15 protein-coding genes and 1 pseudogene are annotated in these 18,660 nt (G+C 59.4%); 9 read left to right on the plus strand and 7 right to left on the minus strand.

What is annotated here, in order from left to right:
- Positions 1-47: 47 nt before the first annotated feature.
- From J122_RS27030 to J122_RS01860, 3 genes and pseudogenes are all read left to right on the plus strand, one after another.
- A pseudogene (locus J122_RS27030) lies at positions 48-140 on the plus strand (arsenical resistance protein ArsH); the annotation flags it as partial.
- Positions 141-149: 9 nt separating this feature from the next.
- Positions 150-1,214, plus strand: coding sequence for an ACR3 family arsenite efflux transporter (gene arsB, locus J122_RS01855; protein WP_061330883.1), 1,065 nt, complete (start codon positions 150-152; stop codon positions 1,212-1,214).
- Between the two features lie 134 nt (positions 1,215-1,348).
- Positions 1,349-2,146 carry an undecaprenyl-diphosphate phosphatase gene (locus J122_RS01860; protein WP_061330884.1) on the plus strand — a complete coding sequence of 266 codons (798 nt, stop codon included), beginning with the start codon at positions 1,349-1,351 and terminating at the stop codon, positions 2,144-2,146.
- 149 nt (positions 2,147-2,295) lie between these two features.
- Here J122_RS01860 and uvrD read toward each other — a convergent pair whose 3' ends face one another.
- Positions 2,296-4,461: a DNA helicase II gene (gene uvrD, locus J122_RS01865; protein ID WP_061330951.1), complete on the minus strand. Its 2,166-nt coding sequence runs from the start codon at positions 4,459-4,461 to the stop codon at positions 2,296-2,298.
- 252 nt (positions 4,462-4,713) lie between these two features.
- Between uvrD and J122_RS01870 the strand changes: the two genes are divergently transcribed.
- From J122_RS01870 to J122_RS01880, 3 genes are read left to right on the plus strand one after another with little or no spacing between them, the layout of a single operon-like run.
- Positions 4,714-6,327 (plus strand): methyl-accepting chemotaxis protein, encoded by a 1,614-nt coding sequence (locus tag J122_RS01870; RefSeq protein ID WP_061330885.1) that lies wholly within the window; start codon positions 4,714-4,716, stop codon positions 6,325-6,327.
- 28 nt (positions 6,328-6,355) lie between these two features.
- Positions 6,356-7,561: a hypothetical protein gene (locus J122_RS22610; protein ID WP_061330886.1), complete on the plus strand. Its 1,206-nt coding sequence runs from the start codon at positions 6,356-6,358 to the stop codon at positions 7,559-7,561.
- A 9-nt stretch (positions 7,562-7,570) separates the two neighbouring features.
- Entirely contained in the window at positions 7,571-7,984 is a 414-nt protein-coding gene (locus tag J122_RS01880; protein WP_061330887.1) for a substrate-binding domain-containing protein, read from the plus strand.
- Between the two features lie 65 nt (positions 7,985-8,049).
- Here J122_RS01880 and J122_RS01885 read toward each other — a convergent pair whose 3' ends face one another.
- Entirely contained in the window at positions 8,050-9,498 is a 1,449-nt protein-coding gene (locus J122_RS01885; protein ID WP_061330888.1) for an NAD-dependent succinate-semialdehyde dehydrogenase, read from the minus strand.
- 195 nt (positions 9,499-9,693) lie between these two features.
- Between J122_RS01885 and J122_RS01890 the strand changes: the two genes are divergently transcribed.
- On the plus strand, positions 9,694-10,707 hold the full coding sequence (locus J122_RS01890) for a histone deacetylase family protein (protein WP_061330889.1): 1,014 nt from the start codon (positions 9,694-9,696) through the stop codon (positions 10,705-10,707).
- Between the two features lies 1 nt (position 10,708).
- Here the strand turns inward: J122_RS01890 and thiI are convergent, their stop codons facing one another.
- Positions 10,709-12,163 (minus strand): tRNA uracil 4-sulfurtransferase ThiI, encoded by a 1,455-nt coding sequence (gene thiI / locus J122_RS01895; RefSeq protein WP_061330890.1) that lies wholly within the window; start codon positions 12,161-12,163, stop codon positions 10,709-10,711.
- A 121-nt stretch (positions 12,164-12,284) separates the two neighbouring features.
- Between thiI and ppnN the strand changes: the two genes are divergently transcribed.
- Positions 12,285-13,667 carry a nucleotide 5'-monophosphate nucleosidase PpnN gene (gene ppnN / locus J122_RS01900; RefSeq protein WP_061330891.1) on the plus strand — a complete coding sequence of 461 codons (1,383 nt, stop codon included), beginning with the start codon at positions 12,285-12,287 and terminating at the stop codon, positions 13,665-13,667.
- A 27-nt stretch (positions 13,668-13,694) separates the two neighbouring features.
- On the opposite strand, the gene J122_RS01905 is transcribed toward ppnN, so the two are convergent.
- Positions 13,695-14,030: a c-type cytochrome gene (locus tag J122_RS01905; protein ID WP_061330892.1), complete on the minus strand. Its 336-nt coding sequence runs from the start codon at positions 14,028-14,030 to the stop codon at positions 13,695-13,697.
- 236 nt (positions 14,031-14,266) lie between these two features.
- Between J122_RS01905 and J122_RS01910 the strand changes: the two genes are divergently transcribed.
- Positions 14,267-15,370: an enoyl-CoA hydratase/isomerase family protein gene (locus J122_RS01910; protein WP_061330893.1), complete on the plus strand. Its 1,104-nt coding sequence runs from the start codon at positions 14,267-14,269 to the stop codon at positions 15,368-15,370.
- 10 nt (positions 15,371-15,380) lie between these two features.
- Here the strand turns inward: J122_RS01910 and J122_RS01915 are convergent, their stop codons facing one another.
- From J122_RS01915 to J122_RS01925, 3 genes are all read right to left on the minus strand, one after another.
- On the minus strand, positions 15,381-15,968 hold the full coding sequence (locus J122_RS01915; protein ID WP_061330894.1) for an ankyrin repeat domain-containing protein: 588 nt from the start codon (positions 15,966-15,968) through the stop codon (positions 15,381-15,383).
- 70 nt (positions 15,969-16,038) lie between these two features.
- Entirely contained in the window at positions 16,039-18,183 is a 2,145-nt protein-coding gene (locus tag J122_RS01920; protein ID WP_061330895.1) for a tRNA(Met) cytidine acetyltransferase TmcA, read from the minus strand.
- Positions 18,184-18,561 carry a DUF2237 family protein gene (locus tag J122_RS01925; RefSeq protein ID WP_061330896.1) on the minus strand — a complete coding sequence of 126 codons (378 nt, stop codon included), beginning with the start codon at positions 18,559-18,561 and terminating at the stop codon, positions 18,184-18,186.
- Between the last annotated feature and the right edge of the window lie 99 nt (positions 18,562-18,660).

Consider the following 18,660-nt stretch of genomic DNA (forward strand, 5'->3'; position numbering starts at 1 on the left):
GTAAAGGACGAAACCGGAATCATGAAACCCCAGTCAGCCCAGTACGGCAGGACCGCAGCGACTATCTGACCGATCGTTATTCCGAGCGCAGGGAAAGTGCAGAACAATTGTCCAAGCGCGTGAACCAACGTTCCATTTAAGGAAGTGCAATGAGCAGTAACGAACTGGCCGCGGAAGCCTCATCCAGCGACATGGGTGTTTTCGAGCGCTACCTGTCTGTCTGGGTAGCCCTGGCGATTGTTGTCGGCGTAGCCCTAGGCCAACTGGCGCCCTCCGTGCCGGAAACCCTGTCCCGGTTTGAATACGCACAGGTATCCATCCCCATCGCTATCCTGATCTGGGCAATGATCTTCCCAATGATGGCCCAGATTGATTTCAGCGCCATTGTCGGGGTGCGCAAAGAGCCCAAGGGGCTGGCCATCACCACTACGGTAAACTGGCTGATCAAGCCGTTCACCATGTTTGCCATCGCCTGGTTCTTCCTGATGGTGGTGTTCGAGCCGTTCATTGCCCCGGAACTGGCCAGTGAATACCTGGCCGGCGCCATCCTGCTGGGCGCCGCACCCTGCACTGCCATGGTGTTTGTCTGGAGTTATCTGACCAAAGGTGATGCCGCCTACACCCTGGTGCAAGTGTCCCTGAACGACATCATCATGCTGTTTGCCTTTGCGCCGATTGTGGTGTTCCTGCTGGGTATTTCTGACATCCAGGTGCCCTGGGATACGGTCATTCTCTCAGTCGTGTTGTACATCGTGATTCCGCTCACCGCCGGTTACCTGACCCGCCGAACCCTGATCGCACGCCACGGCCAGCGCTGGTACGACGAGGTGTTCATGAAACGCCTTGGCCCGGTGACACCGGCAGCGCTGATCGTCACGCTGGTATTACTGTTCGCGTTCCAGGGCGAAGTCATCCTGGAAAACCCGCTGCACATTGCCCTGATTGCCGTGCCGCTGATCATCCAGACCGTGCTGATCTTCTTTATCGCCTACGGCTGGGCAAAATTCTGGAAGGTGCGCCACTGTATTGCTGCTCCCGGCGCCATGATCGGTGCCAGCAACTTCTTTGAACTGGCGGTGGCCGCCGCCATAGCGCTGTTCGGCTTGCAGTCCGGTGCCGCGCTGGCGACCGTGGTGGGCGTGCTGGTGGAAGTGCCCTTGATGCTGATGCTGGTACGCATTGCCAATAAGACCCGTAGCCACTTCCCTGCCTGAGAAAACGGAAACTTACCCGCGAGGACGCCTGTCCTGCGGGTAATCCCAACTGCCTGTTCAGCCCCGCCCGCGCCTGATACTATCGCCCGCTGGCAAACCGGGAGGGGCCTCTCCCAGCAGACGGACAGGACATCATGGATTTCTTTCAAGCACTATTCCTCGGCCTTCTCCAGGGCTTGACCGAGTTTCTTCCCATCTCCAGCTCCGGCCACCTGATCCTTGTACCCGCCTTTTTTGACTGGGCCGACCAGGGCGTTGGCTTCGACTTGTCCGTCCACGTGGGCACGCTTCTGGCCGTGGTTATCTACTTTCGCCGGGACGTGTTCAGCATCACCCGGGACGGCCTGCTTTCCCTGAGCCAGCGCCGGATGATTGGCCAGGGCAACCTGGCGTGGTTTCTGGTAATCGGCACCATCCCCGCAGGCCTGGCTGGCCTGGCCCTGCTGGACATGATCGACAACGAATTGCGGGCGGTGGAGGTGATGTTCTTCACCACGCTGATTTTCGGCTTGCTGTTGGGCTGGGCTGACTGGCGTCCCAACAAGGGGCGCACGATGGACTCCCTGACCTGGAAAGACGCCGTTCTGGTCGGCTGTGCCCAGGCCCTGGCCCTGATTCCCGGCACTTCCCGTTCCGGCGCCACCATCACTGCTGGCCTGTTCCTGGGCCTGTCCCGGGAGACGGCGTCCCGGTTCTCGTTTTTGCTCGCGATTCCAATTATCACGCTGGCATCTGCGGTTAAATTGCTGGATGTGGCTTCATCGGATGTGATTGTCGACTGGAGCGGTTTTCTGGTGGGTGGTGTTACGTCGTTCATCACCGCCATTACCGCCATCCACTTCTTCCTGAAGTGGTTGAACAAGGTAGGCATGTGGCCCTATGTTCTCTACCGCATCGCATTGGCGGGTGTGATTTACGCGGTTCTGATGTAATGGCGGCCAACACATTGCTGGGGCGCAGGGTTGGGTAGGCCTTTCCAAAACTGTGCGGAGCCATGGATGGCGGAGCCCAAGCGTCACATGGATGTGCCGAAGGAGCGTGTTTTGGAAAGGCCTACCCAACCCTGTGCGACACTCCTGAACTAGCAGGCTTCCAACGGAGCATAAGCCAACACCAGCCACTTGGCCCCCTCATCAAAGTTCACCTGCACGCGAGTATGGTGCCCGGTCCCCTCGGAGTTCATCACGATGCCCTCACCAAACTTCGGATGACGAACGCGCTGGCCGAGGCTGAAACCGGACTGCTGGGCCGAATCCTGGCTGAACATGCTCTCATTCGGACGACCGACCATCGCCGGGCGCGTCACCGTATTGCGCAACCGCACTTCCTGCAGGCAATCCGCCGGAATCTCCCGCACAAACCGCGACAACGCATGGAACTTCTCCTGCCCGTACAAACGGCGGGATTCCGCGTAAGTAAGCACCAGCTTTTTCATCGCCCGGGTAATGCCCACATAGGCCAGCCGACGCTCCTCTTCCATGCGCCCCGGCTCTTCCAGCGACATGCTGTGAGGGAACAAACCTTCCTCCACACCCGCCAGGAACACCAGCGGGAATTCCAGGCCCTTGGCCGAGTGCAGAGTCATCAACTGCACGCTGTCTTCATGGGCATCGGCCTGGGCTTCACCGGCATCCAGTGCTGCCTGGGCGATGAACTCCGCCAGCGGGTCGACACCGTCTTCCACTTCAAAATCCGACAGCGCGTTCACCAGTTCTTCCAGGTTCTCTACCCTCGCCTGGCCCTTCTCACCTTTTTCGCTGGCGTGGTAGTCCTTCAGGCCACTGGCTTCGATGGCCTGTTTCATCAGGCCCTGCAATGACGCCTCACCGACCATTTCAGACAAGCCGTTGATGATGTCCATAAACGACTGCAACCCGGTTTTCGCCCGGCCTTTGACCTGGCCCGCCGCCAACAGTCGCTCGGCCGATTCCCACAGTGAAATGCCTTGCTCGGTGGCGTACTCCCGCAATTCCGCCAGGCTCTTGGCACCGATGCCCCGGGTGGGAATGTTCACCACCCGCTCAAAGGCGGCGTCGTCCCGGTGGTACTGCACCAGACGCAAGTACGCCAGGGCGTTGCGGATTTCCTGGCGGTCGTAGAAGCGCAGGCCGCCATAGACCCGGTAGGGAATGCCCTGTCGCATCAGCGCCTCTTCCAGCACACGGGATTGGGCGTTGGAGCGATACAGGATCGCGGATTCGCTACGCAGATTGCCGTCGTTAACCCAGGCATTGATGGAATCGGCAATGTAGTTGGCTTCATCCTGCTCGTTGAACGCCGCGTACAGGCTGATCGGCTCGCCATCCGGGCCGTCGGTCCACAATTCCTTGCCCAAACGGCCCTGGTTGTTGGCGATCACCGAGTTGGCGGCCTTCAGGATCATCTGGGTGGAGCGGTAGTTTTGCTCCAGCCGCACCAGGCGGGCGTTGGGGAAGTCCCGCTGGTACTGCTGGATGTTCTCGATCTTGGCGCCACGCCAGCCGTAGATGGACTGGTCATCATCACCCACCACGGTCAGCGGAACGCGATTGCTGGCCAACACCTGCAACCAGGCATATTGAATGGTGTTGGTGTCCTGGAACTCGTCCACCAGAATGTGCTGGAAACGCTGCTGGTAATGCTTCAGCAATTCCGGCCGGTGCAACCAGAGTTCGTGGGAGCGCAGCAGCAGCTCGCCAAAATCCACCAGGCCGCCCTGCTGGCAGAGCTTTTCATACTGGCGGTAGATCTTGAGCATGGTGCTGGTGAAATGATCGCCCGGGTTTTCCTGGATGTGATCCGCGCGCAGGCCTTCGTCTTTCTGGCTGTTGATGAACCACTGGGCCTGCTTGGGCGGCCACTGGCTTTCATCAATCTGGAACTCCCGCATCACTCGCTTGATCATGCGCAGCTGGTCGTCGCTGTCCAGCACCTGAAAATTCTCCGGCAGGCCGGCGTCTTTCCAGTGGGAACGCAGCAAACGGTGAGCAATGCCGTGAAAGGTACCGAACCACAATCCCCGAGACGGAATATTCATCATCTCTTCGATGCGGTAGCGCATCTCTTTGGCGGCCTTGTTGGTAAAAGTCACCGCCAGAATGCCGGTGGGCGGCACCCGGTCTACCGTCATCAGCCAGGCAATCCGGTGTACCAGCACCCGCGTCTTGCCACTGCCCGCGCCGGCCAGTACCAGCAGGTGATCGTTCTGGGCGGTAACGGCCTCGCGCTGGGCGTCGTTCAGAGGGTCGATAATGTGGGAGACATCCATGGAGATCGGCTTCATCACTGGTTAAATTTACAGGCATTGTATCAGGCCTGAACGTATTCGTCCTTTGTCCTGCCGGCTACCTACAAATAGGTATATCACCAAATAATTCAATGACTAGGGATTAAGACAGCGGACCTGCCGCCGATACACGCCTTAACACACTGACACAGTAATTCTGTGTCAGACGTTCAAAAAACGACCTAGAATGCCGCCCGACTAAAGTCGTATGGCTGACGCACAGGGACCGACAACATGCTCTCATCACTCAAAATATCTCACAAACTGGCACTGCTGGTTGTGGTTGCGATTACCGCGTTTGTCGTCAGCCAAGCGTTTTCTATCCTTACCGAGCGGAGCAATTCCCAACGGCTAGCGGAGGTTCGTGACCAGCTCTATCCGTCCCTTGAACTGTCTACCATTAATCGGGGTCTGCTGCAGCTTATTGAGAACCAGATCAACAGCGCCGTAACCACTGGCGATGACCAGCAACTGGAAGCCACAGCAGCGCAGAAAAATGACATTACCTCCAACCTGCAAAAGATTGCGGACCTGAATCCCGGCTTGAGCCAGCAAGCGAACCAGCTCGGTAGAGACCTGGACACTTACTACTCCAACGCCAACCGCATCGCTATGGCCATTATCGACGGTACTGCGGATTTCGGCCGCATTGGCCAGGAAGCCTCTGCCAACGCCAACCGTCTGGAAAAGCTGCGCAGTGATCTGGATGCTATGCGCAACGCCATGGAAACCAGACTGGTGGATGCGATAGACAACACCACAGCGGCATCCACTGAGGCCAGCACGGTTTCGCTGTTAATTCTTGTGGTTGCTCTGATTGCGCTGGTTGCGCTTAGCCTCGTGATCGGCAGGTCCATTTCAAGCAGTCTGGACCAAATTATCAACTCGCTTCGCAACATGGCGTCTGGCGAGGGCGACCTTACTTCCCGAATTCAGTATGAAGGCAAAGATGAACTGCGCGCATTGGTGAACCAGTTCAATAAGTTTGTTGAAAAGCTGCACAACTCGTTTGCCACCATCCAGAACGATATTGGCGACTTGAACAATGTTGCATCCCACCTCGCCGGCACCAGCCGGACCAACCTGGGGCGCATCAGCCAGCAGGCCCAGGCCATCTCCTCAACCCGAAACTCCGTTGAAGAACTGGTCAAGAGCGTTGAAGAAGTGGCGGGCTTTGCCTCGTCCGCGTCTGACCAGACTCAAGACGCTGCAAAATTTGCCACTGCCGGTCAGCAGAAGGTCAACAGCAACATCAGCACCATCCGGGAGTTGATGGCAGAGATCGAAAAGACTGCAGGCCTGGTAAACCAGTTTGACGAATTCTCCGTGAAGGTAGGGGGGCTGCTGGAAACGATTCAAACCGTGGCTGAGCAGACCAACCTGCTGGCACTGAATGCCGCCATCGAAGCTGCCCGTGCCGGTGAGCACGGCCGCGGTTTTGCCGTGGTAGCCGATGAAGTTCGGGGGCTGGCCGTGCGTACCCACAAAGCAACCGAAGAAATCCAGCAGGTGATTTCCGAGCTGTCCAAATTGTCAGGCAATGCCGTTACCTCCATGAAAGGCAGCGTGGAAATGGCCCGGGAGGGCGTCGATGCCACCACTGAGTCCGGCGAGGTCCTGAGCAAGATCCTTGAAAACGTTCAGCAGATCAGCGAGCTGAACGAACAAATCGCTGCTGCCACCTATGAGCAGAGCACCACCTTCAGCGAAGTCACCGGCCACATGGGCGATATGCATCGCAATGCCGAGGCGGTGATGGAAAGCACCGATGAGCTGGACAACGTCAGCCGCAAGATCCAGGACGTCAGTAATGGATTGCAGAGCGTTGCCGGCCAGTTCCGAGTTTAATACCCAACCAAAGACTAGGATGTACCTGATGAAGAGACTGTTCTCCGTCGCGCCCCTGGCGTTGGCAATTGCCGCCACGCCAGTCATGGCACAAGATACCGAGCAAACCCTGGAGCGCATGCAGCAACAGCTGAACGCCATGCAGCAGCAGCTGAACTCGGCCCGCAACACCGGCGTCCGGTTTAACGGCTTTTTCAGCACCGGCTACGCGCGTGCCAGCAACGACGCAGGCTACGCCGGCATCACCGAAGAATCCGAAGTCAAAGACCTGAGCCTGTTCGCCCTGCAGGGTACCTTTGACGTTACCCAGAAAAGCCAGATTGTGATGCAGCTGGTTGGGCGCGGCGCCGATGATTGGGAGCCAGAAGTCGAGTGGGCCTACCTGAGCCACCGTCCCACCAACAACCTGCAGCTGCGCGCCGGCAAGATGCGCATTCCATTCTTCATGTACTCGGATTCCCTGGAAGTCGGCTACGCCCAGCCCTGGGCCCGTCCGCCCCAGAGCGTGTACGGCCCGATTGCTGTCACCAGCTATGTGGGGGCCGATGCCAGCTACAACTGGAACTTCGATAACTCCTCACTGAATGCCAACTTCTTCACCGGCTTTACCGACGAAGACGGTAACTCGGGTGATGTGCAACTGCGCAACATAGCCGGTCTGAACCTGAGCTGGACCGACTATGTGTGGACCATCCGGGGCGTTGCAGCAACGGCTGAAGCCGATATTGATGCGACACGACTGGGCGCGCTGGCGGCACAGAGCGGCATTACATTACCGGCTGGGATCACCCAACTCGCCGACGGCGATCGAGGGAACTTCTATGGTCTGGGCGCGAGCTATGACAACGGCAGCTGGCTGATCATCGGTGAAGTCACGCGGGTAGAAGTCGATGGCAAGTTCGCCGATACCGACTCCGCTTACTTGTCTGTTGGTCACCGTTTCGGCAGCTGGACGCCGTATGTTGCAACAGGCTGGACAGAGAGCAAGGACGATAACGAGCGCACGGGTGCCTTTATTCCTGGCGTGGTGCCGGAGTCGATCCTCAACTACCAGCGCAATGAATACAGCGTTGGTACTCGCTGGGACATCACCCCGGGCGTAGCCATCAAAGCAGACATCACCCACGTTCGTGGGCTCGATAAGGGCTTTGGCAATCTGAACACCGCCTACATGCTGGAAAGCAACGCCAGCAGCACCAACGTCTACACCCTGAAAATCGACTCAGCGTTTTAAGGAGGCCCCATGAAGAAGCTTAGCCTGTTGTTAGCGGCCTGCTTGATGGCCAGCCCCCTCGCCTTGGCAGATGTGGTGATTATTGGTCACCCGAGTGGCCCGGACAGCATCAGTTCCAATCAAGTTCGTGATCTGTACCTGAACCGCAGTCAGGCGCTACCGGATGGCCAAAGTGCCAACCCCTTCGAGCTGCCGGAAGGCGACGCTACCCGCGCCGAGTTCCACAGCAAGGTCACCGGCCGTAACGATGCCCAGCTGAAAGCCTTCTGGTCTCAGCAGGTGTTCACCGGCCGTGGCCAACCGCCGGAAGAAGCGGGCAATGCCTCCGCCATGAAAGCCCAGGTCGCTTCCACGCCCGGTGCCATTGGTTACATCGACTCCGCCGATGTGGATGACAGCGTCAAGGTGATCCTGACGCCCTGAGCTCCGGCTCTGAAATGCAAAAAGGCGAGCCGAGGCTCGCCTTTTTGCCGTTTTGAGGTTGATGATCAGAAACCTCTGGGCACCGTCTGCGCTTCCACAAACTCAAACAGGCCTTCCAGACCACCTTCACGGCCAATACCGGAGGCTTTCATGCCACCAAAAGGCGCTTCCGGCGTGGGGCCGGTTCCAGTGTTCCAGCCAACGTGGCCAAAGCGCAGGCCAGCGGCGACTCGCTGGGCACGCTCGGCATCGGCGGTGAACACGTAGGACGCCAGGCCGAACTCGGTGTCATTACCGGCATCAATGACTTCTTCCTCAGTGCGGAACAGAGCCATGGGCACCAGCGGGCCGAAGGTTTCTTCCTGGTAACAACACATATCCCGATTGACGCCCATGACCACGGTGGGCGGGAAAAACAGACCCTTGCCCAACTCCGCCGGCTGCTTGCCGGCCACCAGCTTGCCGCCTTTCTCCAGGGCATCTTCAAGGTGGCGTTTGACCTTGTCGAAACCGGCCTGGTTAACCAGCGGGCCAATGTCGACCCCGTCTTTCATGCCATCGCCAACGGTCATCTTGTTAACCCGCTCAGCCAGCTTCTGGCCAAAAGCTTCCGCGACCTTTTCATGCACGAAAATCCGGTTGGCGCACACGCAGGTCTGGCCGCCACCACGGAATTTGTTGGCGATCAGGTTGTCAGCAGCGGCGTCCAGGTCGGCGTCGTCAAAGACGATAAACGGTGCATTACCGCCCAGCTCCAGCGCCAGTTTTTTCACCTGCTCCGCCGTATCGAGAATCAACCGGCGGCCCACTTCGGTGGAACCGGTAAAGCTGAGCATCGGCACATCTTTGTGCTCGCACAGCACCTTGCCGATCATGCTGGCCTTGCCCATGACCAGATTGACCATGCCATCCGGCAACCCGAGCTTGTCCATCACGCTGAAGAAGGCCACCATCGTCAGCGGCGTTTCACTGGCCGGCTTGATCACAGACGGGCAGCCGGCCGCCAGGGCAGCCGAGAGCTTTTTGGCAATCATGCCAATGGGAAAATTCCAGGGCACGATCAGCCCGGTCACACCAACAGGCCGGTAATGAACGGTCCAGGTGCAATCCTTGGGCTTCTCAGGGATGGTATGGGCATCCAGGGCGTTGACGTGTTTGGCGCAGTAATCGAAGAAACCCGCAGCGTAGTCCACCTCGCCCTGGGCTTCCTTCAACGGCTTACCGTGCTCCATGCACAGGATTCGGCCAATTTCCTCGCGATGTTCTTTCAAACCATCGCGAATGTCTTCCAGCCACTTGCGCCGGGTCTCGATGGGCCAGGGGTTGGTGAGCCGGAGCGCAGACTTGCCTGCCTCAACGGCATCCAGCACATCCTGCTCTGACATGGACGGCACTTTGGCAACCACTTCGCCGGTGGCTGGATTGAACACATCAAAGGTGTTGCCGCCGGCACTGTCGGTCCAGCGCCCACCGATGTAGCCTGTCAGGTTTTTCAGCAGTGGTGACTCGATCATTTCGGCTCCTCTTCAATAACCTGGGTGCGCCCGGGTGCGACGGGGCGCGGGTGTATTGGAACGTCTTTCATAGTGGATGCTGATCGCCGGCCTGTAAAGGCAGCGTGTAAAAAACGCGGCCGGCGATTCGTTGACCCCTCAGTGTCACTGCCTATACTCGGAAGAGTATTTCCAGACTCCCGAGGAGGCGGTTCAATGAAGGCATTTTTTCATCCGGCGCAGGATCTGCATATTCCCAAAACGTATTTCACCCGTGGCCAGATGCGTCAGCCTCAGGAGGTTCCCGACCGCACCAGCCAGATGCTGGAAGGCTTGAAGGCGATGGGGATTCCGGTTCTTCAGCCGGCCGATCAGGGCGCGGCGCCGATATCAAAGGTGCACGACCTGGGCTACCTTCGTTTCCTGGAGTCTGCCCATCGTCGATGGATGGAAAACGAGGACTGGGGCGATGAGGTGATGTCCAATATCTTCGTGCGCTCGCCCAATGCCATGCGCGGCATACTGGCTGAGGCGGCCTGTTATCTGGCGGATGGCAGTTGCCCGATTGGCGAAAACACCTGGAAAGCGGCCTACTGGTCGGCCCAGACCGCCCTGGGCGCGGCGGATGCCCTGATTGCAGGTGAACGCACCTCCTATGCGGTGTGTCGCCCACCAGGCCACCATGCCCGCAAAGACGCGGCAGGGGGCTTCTGTTATCTGAACAATGCGGCCATTGCCGCCGAGCATATGAAAAGCCGGTTTCCGCGCACTGTCATCCTGGATACCGATATGCACCACGGCCAGGGCATACAGGAGATTTTCTACGACCGCAGCGACGTGCTGTACATCTCCATTCACGGCGACCCCACCAACTTCTATCCGGTGGTCAGTGGTTTTGAGGATGAACGGGGCGAGGGCGAAGGTTACGGCTACAACATCAATATGCCGATGCCCCATGGCGCCAGCGAGGACGACTTCTTTGCCAAGGTTGAGGAGGCCCTGGCCGCAATCCGGCTGTACCAGCCGGATGCACTGATCCTGACCCTGGGCTTTGATATCTACAAAAACGACCCGCAGGCCAAGGTCTCGGTAACATCCGAGGGCTTCTGCAGATTAAGCACCCACATCCGCCAGCTGGGCCTGCCGACGCTGGTGGTGCAGGAAGGCGGGTATGACCTGGACACCCTCAGCGAGAATGTCCAGCAGTTTTTCAAGGGGTTGGCGGGCTGACTCAGGCCGCAGGCGTGTAAACCTTCACATTGCCATGCCCTTCCGCCTTCAGGTGACCGGCGTGCATCCGGCTCATGGTGCCCCGGTCGCAGTACAGCAGGTACTGGCGGTTGGCCGGCAGATCAGACATCTGCTGGTTGAGTTCGTAGAACGGAATTTTCAGGATTTCATTGTTGGTCAGTGTCAGCGGTGAACGTTCTTCCTCCGACGGGTGCCGCACATCGATGATCACGTCTTCCACCGCAGGGGTCTGCACCAACTCCACTTCTTCCGGTGTGGTGATGGTATCCAGCAACTGGCTCACCATGGTGCCCTGCTGATTGGCAATGGCCTGCGCCAGCACCTCCGGGTTCATGTTGGCTTCTTCTTCCTCAACCCGGTGCAGCTTGGCGCGGGTAACCGGCTTGCTGGAAATAACCCCGCAGTACTCCGGCATGGTCCGGGCGAAGGGCTCGGTGCCAATTTCTTTGGCAATGCGGATGATTTCTTGCTTGTCCATGGCAATCAGCGGGCGCAACACCACTTCGTCACTGGCCCGGTCAACCACGTTCAGGTTGGTCAGGGTCTGGCTGGACACCTGGGCGACGGCATCGCCCATCACCAGGCCGGTAGCCGTATAATCCCGGGCAATTTCCGCCGCGGCTTTGAGCATCTGGCGCTTAAGTACCACACCCCAATGCCGGTGATTCACTGACTGCATGATCTCGGCCACCACACCTTCAAAGGGTACCGAAATAAACTTCACGCCATGGGAGGCCCCATACCGCTGCCAAAGGTAATGCACCACCTGGCGCACACCCACCTCATGGGCGGTGCCGCCCAGATTGAAGAACAGGAAGTGGCTGCGGATACCTCGGCGCATCATCAGGTAGGCAGCAACAGAGGAGTCATAACCGCCAGACACCAAGGTCATCACCGTTTCCACGGTACCCAGAGGATAGCCCCCAAGGCCCTCATGGCGGCGATGGGCGATATGGAACTGTTCCTCATTGAGCTCAATCCGCACTTCCAGGTCCGGATTCTTCAGGTCAACTCCCCGGGCGTTCGAAGCCTGGAGCAATGCGGCACCCACTGAGCGTTCAAGATCAATGGACCGGAACGAATGACTGCCATGGCGCCGGGCCCGCACGGCGAAGGTTTTGCCCGCAAGGCGGTCTGCGTAGGCCTGCACCGCCTTTTCGCCGACGTCGTCCATGTCGACAAAGGGAAAGACGCCGATTTCCTGGATGGTCGAAATACCCGGTATACGGGTCAGCTCATCGATCACCGGGCCCTCCAGGCTGCGGTCATCGGGAACCTCCACATCCACCCGGTCCCAACTGCCGTCCACCCGAATCTCAGGTTCCAGCCGGGACAGCAACTTACGAATATTCTGCCGCAACTGGCGCATTTGCTGCTGGCGAACGGGTTTACTCTTGATGGCCACTTCCGGGGCGGGACGAATAAGCAGTTTCATAAAAAAGTCTTTGATCGGAATAACGTCGGGTAGCGTAATAAGCAGAAAGGCCTTAGTGTACCCTTTTGCCAGAGTGGCTCAAAATCCGTCATTGCCGAAACCATCAGGAGCTCCATCAACGATGACCGAATCCACCATGAATGCCCTGGTTTCCCCGGAGGGCAGCCTCGAAATCCTCTCCAACCACGAGGTCAACCGGCTCAAGGACAAGAGCGAGGGTGGTTTGTACCGTCTGTTCCGCCAGTGCGCCCTGGCCGTGCTCAACACCGGCGTTGAAACCGACGACTGTAAGGAATTGATGGAGGCCCATGCCGATTTCGATGTTCGCCTGGTGCCCCAGCCCCGCGGCCTGAAGCTGGAATTGATCAACGCGCCCGGCCACGCCTTCGTGGATGGCGAAATGCTGCGGGCAATCCGTGAGCACCTGTTTTCAGTGTTGCGGGACATCGTATATAGCCATTCCATTCCCAACACCGTCGCGGGTTTCCGCCGGGACAACCCGGAAGACATCACCAACCTGGTGTTCCATATCCTACGCAACGCCCGGGTGCTGGAGGCCGGTCGCCAGCCAGATCTGGTAGTGTGCTGGGGTGGCCACTCCATCAGCCACGATGAGTACCAGTACAGCAAAGACGTAGGCCATCAACTCGGCCTGCGCGGGCTCAGCATCTGCACCGGCTGCGGGCCGGGAGCCATGAAGGGGCCGATGAAGGGGGCCACCATCGGCCACGCCAAGCAACGGGTGAAGAACGGCCGCTACATCGGCATTACCGAACCAGGCATTATCGGTGCCGAAGCTCCAAACCCGATTGTGAATGAGCTGGTGATCATGCCAGACATTGAAAAACGCCTGGAGGCCTTTGTCCGCTGCGGCCACGGCGTGATCGTGTTCCCGGGTGGCGTAGGTACTGCGGAAGAAATTCTGTACCTGCTGGGCATCCTGCTACACCCGGACAACGCCGACCTGCCCTTCCCGGTCGTCTTCACCGGGCGCAAGGAGAATGCCGAATACTTCGAGATGATCGATAAGTTCATCCGCAATGCCCTGGGCGACGAGGCGGCCAACAAATACGAGATCATCATTGATGACCCGGCCCGGGTGGCACAAACCATGAAGCAGGGCATGAAAGACGTGGAAACCTTCCGGCGCGCCATGCAGGATGCCTATTATTTCAACTGGATGCTGAAGATCGACCCGGTGTTTCAGTTACCGTTTGAACCGAATCACGACAACATGCGGGCACTGGAGCTGCACCGAGACCAGCCGGTGCATCTGCTGGCAGCGAATCTGCGCAAGGCCTTCAGCGGCATTGTGGCGGGGAACGTCAAAGAGAGTGGTATCCGGCAGATCCAGGAGAAGGGTCCGTTTGAGATCGCCGGTGATCCGACGCTAATCCGGCCCCTGGAGGCCATGCTGGAGCAGTTTGTGGAGCAGAACCGGATGAAACTGCCCGGCACGTCGGCCTATCGGCCCTGCTACCGGATTGTCAGTGGTGCGGCCTGAGCCGCACCACTTTCAGAGCAGAAAGTCTTACTTGCCGCCGTCAGCCGGCAGGCTGGCGTAGTAGGCTGCCAGGTTGGCGATGTCTTCATCGCTCAGGCCAGTAGCCTGACCCTGCATCACCGGAGCCTGACCACCCTGGCGCTGGCCGTTCTTGTAAGCCTTCATGGAAGCAACCAAATACTGTTCTTTCTGACCGGCCAAGTTCGGGTACATCGGGATCTGGGAGATACCGTTTTGCCCGTGGCAGGCGGCGCAGACTGCAGCTTTGGCTTTGCCAGCAGCGGCATCGCCCGCAACAGCCGCAAACGGAGCGGCTGCGCCCAGCGCAAACAGACCAGCAACTGCGAAGTGCTTCAGATTCATTGTGTTCACCCTCTCATCGTTTTAACGTTCACTCACCGGCGATGATGCCGGACAGTAATTCAGGTTTCACTTATAGCACAGGCGGCCCCTGCCTCAAATGTGATAGATCTGTGATAGATCAAGGACATTCGTGCGACCATGGTCCTCTTTTACTCTCGGACCGGGTAAAGGACAGTACGAACAAACCGCTAACTGCGACCTGTAACGGAACAATGTGATTGCCGGAGAGACACTTCATGCCTGTAGAGGTTCAGGAACTCCCTTGCCGGGAAGGCCATATTGGCCTGCTGACACTGAATTCACCCGATACCCTGAATGCACTGACCGAAGAGATGATCATTCAGGCTCAGGAGGCCCTGGATGCCTGGGCCGAGGACGATCGGATCTGCCTGGTGGTACTACGGGGGGCTGGTGACCGCGCATTCTGCGCCGGCGGTAACATCCGTACTCTCTACGATGCCCTGAAAGGCCAAGGCGACGCCGAGGCCCCGGCCCGCTTCTTTACCAGTGAATACCGCCTGGATTACAGTGTTCACCGCTTCCCTAAGCCTGTGATTGGCCTGGCACACGGCATTGTCATGGGGGGTGGGCTGGGCCTGTTATCGGCCTGCCGCTACCGCCTGGTAACCCCGGATGTCACCCTGGCCATGCCCGAGATCAGCATCGGTCTGTTTCCGGATGTCGGTGCCAGCTGGTTCCTTAACCGCCTGCCAGGGCGCCTGGGCCTGTTCATGGGCCTGACCGGAGCGCGGCTCAACGTCAGCGACGCACTTCGGGTGGGCCTGGCCGACCTGGTTATCGAGCCTGAGCAGGCTAGCGCCCTGCTCTCTCGGCTACAGGACGAACGCTGGACCGGTGAAGCGGCGGCAGACGACAACCGTCTGTTCCGCCTGCTCAGTCAGATTGAAGCGCTGGACTATCGCAGTCTGGCGGCCGGCCACCTGGAGCAGCACGAACAGACCATTGCGCGCCTGAGTGCTGGCGATGAGCTGCCAGCCGTGGTGGACCAACTGCTGTCTGCCCGCAATGAAGACCCCTGGTGGCAAGCCTGTCAGCAAACCCTCCGGCAGGGTTCACCGGTCACTGCCTGGCTGGTTTGGCACCAACTGCAAAAAGGTCAGCAGATGTCGCTGAAGGACATCTTCCGAATGGAGCTGGCAATGGCACAGGAGTGCACGCGCCGCCCCGATCTGGTGGAAGGCATTCGCGCGCTGCTGGTCGATAAAGACCGGTCGCCGGTGTGGTCCTACCCGTCGGTAGCGGATGTGCCTGAGGACGTTATCGAGCGGCACTTTCAGCCGGTGTGGGATGATACCGACGACCCGATGGGCCTGGACTAACCCGGCCCGGCTACCGCGCAGCGCCCGCCTGGACCAGCAACATTTCCAGGTCCTGGTTGTTACTGGCCCGGGCCAGGTCCAGGGCGGTGCGACCATCGGCGCTCCGGAAGTGAACATCGGCCCCAGCCGCCAGCAGCATTTCGGCGGTCAGCAAGTCGCCGCTTTCCACCACTTTCATCAACAGGGATTGCCCGTCCTGGCTGACATTCACATTGGCTCCGGCCGCCAGCAAGGCCCTGACCACCGCCAGGTGGCCGTTTTCCGCCGCGTGAATAACGGCAGTATAACCACGGGCATCCCGGGCATTCACATCTGCACCCGCCGCCAGAAGCAGGCGCACAATCCGGCGATTACCGTTAGTTGAGGCCACCATCAGCGGGCTTTCCCCGGCATCAGCCTGAACATTCGGACTGACTCCCTGCGACAGCAGGTTGAGCACTGCCCGGTCTTCATCGGCCTTGACCGCTGCCATTAGCTGGCCCGGATCTCCGGGATTGTCGGCTGCACCTTTTCCGGCGCCCGTTGACGCGCAGCCAGACAGCAACGCTAATGTGACGGTGACGAATAGAAGAACAACCTTGCCTGCTTCCCTGGCCATAATGAGCAATCTCTTGTGTGATTTTTGCAGCTATTCTGAGCAGCCGATGGCAAGAATTAAATCGAACCGTTCACAACTCGGGCCCGTTTTGCAGAAGTTGACAGGCCAACCCCCGGAGACGCTGCTCACCATCCCGCTGACCGCTGCACAGTAACGCAGCCTGCAGTGCTGCCCACGACCAACCCTGAAGCACCGCCCGGCACCACAACGGAAAGTCCGGTTGCTGGCAAAGCCAGGCCATCACTCCCGGGGCGGCGCTTACCGCTTGCAGCATCGGCAAGCTCAGCTCGAACCCGCGATAACCATGGGCAAAACTGTTCAGGTCACGCCGGTCGTTGTTATCCGGGCCGGTGTCTGGCGGCAAGTCTGCGCCCAGGGTGCCCATCAGCACCGGCTCAAGCTGCGACCAGTGGCGAGGAACCAACACTTGCCAGTGGCGGGCAAACCGGGTTCTCAGTTGCGTTTCCAGACTGGCTCCGGCATCGGACAGGCCGCGCATCATCTGCACCGGAAACTCGCCGGTGCTCGCTTCCTGGCGCAAACCCAGACGAACCACCCGAAAATCACAAGCCTGCCAGAATCTGACCAACGGGTCGTTGCCACCAAAGCTGGTACCGATCGCGTCCAGGCCCTGCCCGCGGCAAGCCGCGGCGGCAGCATCCACCAGTTGGCGACCTATCCCCAGATGGCGGGCCTGTTCCACAACTGCAATGCGGACCACTCTCAGGGTTTTCAGGCTGGCCGCTTCCGGAAAGCCACCATGGCTGGCCAGGGATTGTGCCAGCAGGTGGCCCCGCAACCGGCGACGGCCCTGCGCTACCTGCTCGGCCAACCCTGCTTCAATGCCACCTTCCACAGTACCCCAAAGCACACCCACCGTTTGTCCCCGATACACTGCGCGCCAGGATTGCGCGCCGGGGTCATCCAGCCATTGCCGCAAGTCTGCCGGCGTTGTCCGGTAGTGAGCATCGACCAGCAGACCGAAAGCCTGTGACAGCTCCTGCTCGCTGGCGTCAGCCGGTACCCAGGGCTGAATATCAACGTCAGCGACCTCCGGCACGGGTTCTACCGCACCCTCGGCGGCCAACAGAAACAGCCTGAACACCAGCTGTTCCAAAGGATCATCACCAGCCCAGCGTACCGGCTGGTGTAACGGGATTCCCCGCCAGTGGGGCGTTTCCCGGTCGAGAATCTCGCGAAACCGGATAGCAAAACCACGCCCTGTGCCTTCATAGCCATGAACCGTGGTGGCAAAAGCCACCCTCGGCCAGCCCAATAGTATGTCGCGTAACCAGTGCGCCGGCAGGCCGGCCGCTTCGTCCACCAGAACCACTTCGGCGGCCGGGCGGGCGGCAAGCAGCTCTGGCACTGGCATGTAGCTCAGGCGGTGGCCTGTACGGCTCACAAGTTCCGATTCCGATTGCTCAGCCAGTTCTTCGCCAAGTTCGAGCACTGCGTGCCTGAACAGGGTATCCACGTTATCCCGGGAAGGTGCCGTCACCAGCACCTGCTCGCGACCGGCCAGGAGCAGACGGGCCGCAGCGATGCCCATGGCGGCAGACTTGCCACGGCCCCGGTCGGCGGTAATCACCAGGGGTCGTCGGCGGCGGCCCTGGCCGAACCGCACCAGGTGTTGCAGCAGTTGTTGCTGTTCATCGGTGGTTTGCGGGGTGAAACCGGCAGTATGTGCCGGCAATTCCGGCCAGTTAGCCAAGCCTGAGTCGTCTGCCTGTACCCGGACGATGGAGGCATCGCCACCGATCACCATCGCCAGCCTGGCGGCAAATGGATGCTCTTCGGCTTGATCAAGGCCGGTGCGGACATAATCCGGATCGCCGTAGTGACGCCACCGATCCAGGGGCGGCACCAGCCAGAACAGTAACCCTCCGGCCTGCAGCGTGCCTGCCAGTGCCGCAAAGGCATCTGGCGGATTGCCTTGCCAGCCGTCCCAAACCAGCAGGCTGGTTTCCCGGCCCAGCCATTGCTGGTAATGGTTGGCCTGAAGGTGTGGCAGGCCCACGGCTTCGGCGTGTTCGGCCCGGCCAACCCACAAGCTGTGGCTGGTATTCATCCGGGACAGTTGCCGGTGCATCCAGGTGCAGGTGTTTTCCTGCGAGCCCTCTACCAGAATCAGGCGGCGGTGGCCGATGGTCCTGAGCCTGGCTTGCAGGCTTTGCCAGTCTGCGGTCGGATGCTCCCGGCTTGTGTCAGTCATTCAGCTGAGATCCGCGGCATGGGCTTTTAGGTCAGCCAGTTCGCAAGCTTCAAGGGCTCTTTGGTGGGTGGCGCGCAGTTTGACCCGCGGGGCACTGTTGGCTTCGAAGGCTTGTTGCCAGCGGCCGGCGCAGAGGCACCAGCTGTCGCCGGGTTTGAGGCCGGGGAAGCCGAATTCGGGTCTGGGGGTGGAGAGGTCGTTGCCTTGGGCTTTGGAGTAGTCGAGGAAGTCGGCGGTGACGATGGCGCAGACGGTGTGGTTGCCCAGGTCATCGGGGCCGGTGTTGCAGCAGCCGTCGCGATAGAAGCCGGTTTTCGGGTTGTTGCCGCAGGTTTCCAGTTTTTCACCCAGTACGTTCAGTGCTTCAGAGTTCTGCATTTCCTATGCCTTCCAGTTTCGGAGTTGACAGGGTTCGGGTAGCCTTTCCAAAACACGCTCCTTACGGCACATCCATGTGACGCTTGGGCTCCGCCATCC

This window comes from Marinobacter excellens LAMA 842, assembly GCF_001574445.1.
Classification (GTDB): domain Bacteria; phylum Pseudomonadota; class Gammaproteobacteria; order Pseudomonadales; family Oleiphilaceae; genus Marinobacter; species Marinobacter shengliensis.

Excerpts from the sequence above, each read along its gene's own strand:
- arsB (WP_061330883.1), top strand. The coding sequence starts at position 150 with ATGAGCAGTAACGAACTGGCCGCGGAAGCCTCATCCAGCGACATGGGT.
- J122_RS01860 (WP_061330884.1), top strand. The coding sequence starts at position 1,349 with ATGGATTTCTTTCAAGCACTATTCCTCGGCCTTCTCCAGGGCTTGACC.
- uvrD (WP_061330951.1), bottom strand. The coding sequence starts at position 4,461 with ATGGATGTCTCCCACATTATCGACCCTCTGAACGACGCCCAGCGCGAG.
- J122_RS01870 (WP_061330885.1), top strand. The coding sequence starts at position 4,714 with ATGCTCTCATCACTCAAAATATCTCACAAACTGGCACTGCTGGTTGTG.
- J122_RS22610 (WP_061330886.1), top strand. The coding sequence starts at position 6,356 with ATGAAGAGACTGTTCTCCGTCGCGCCCCTGGCGTTGGCAATTGCCGCC.
- J122_RS01880 (WP_061330887.1), top strand. The coding sequence starts at position 7,571 with ATGAAGAAGCTTAGCCTGTTGTTAGCGGCCTGCTTGATGGCCAGCCCC.
- J122_RS01885 (WP_061330888.1), bottom strand. The coding sequence starts at position 9,498 with ATGATCGAGTCACCACTGCTGAAAAACCTGACAGGCTACATCGGTGGG.
- J122_RS01890 (WP_061330889.1), top strand. The coding sequence starts at position 9,694 with ATGAAGGCATTTTTTCATCCGGCGCAGGATCTGCATATTCCCAAAACG.
- thiI (WP_061330890.1), bottom strand. The coding sequence starts at position 12,163 with ATGAAACTGCTTATTCGTCCCGCCCCGGAAGTGGCCATCAAGAGTAAA.
- ppnN (WP_061330891.1), top strand. The coding sequence starts at position 12,285 with ATGACCGAATCCACCATGAATGCCCTGGTTTCCCCGGAGGGCAGCCTC.
- J122_RS01905 (WP_061330892.1), bottom strand. The coding sequence starts at position 14,030 with ATGAATCTGAAGCACTTCGCAGTTGCTGGTCTGTTTGCGCTGGGCGCA.
- J122_RS01910 (WP_061330893.1), top strand. The coding sequence starts at position 14,267 with ATGCCTGTAGAGGTTCAGGAACTCCCTTGCCGGGAAGGCCATATTGGC.
- J122_RS01915 (WP_061330894.1), bottom strand. The coding sequence starts at position 15,968 with ATGGCCAGGGAAGCAGGCAAGGTTGTTCTTCTATTCGTCACCGTCACA.
- J122_RS01920 (WP_061330895.1), bottom strand. The coding sequence starts at position 18,183 with ATGACTGACACAAGCCGGGAGCATCCGACCGCAGACTGGCAAAGCCTG.
- J122_RS01925 (WP_061330896.1), bottom strand. The coding sequence starts at position 18,561 with ATGCAGAACTCTGAAGCACTGAACGTACTGGGTGAAAAACTGGAAACC.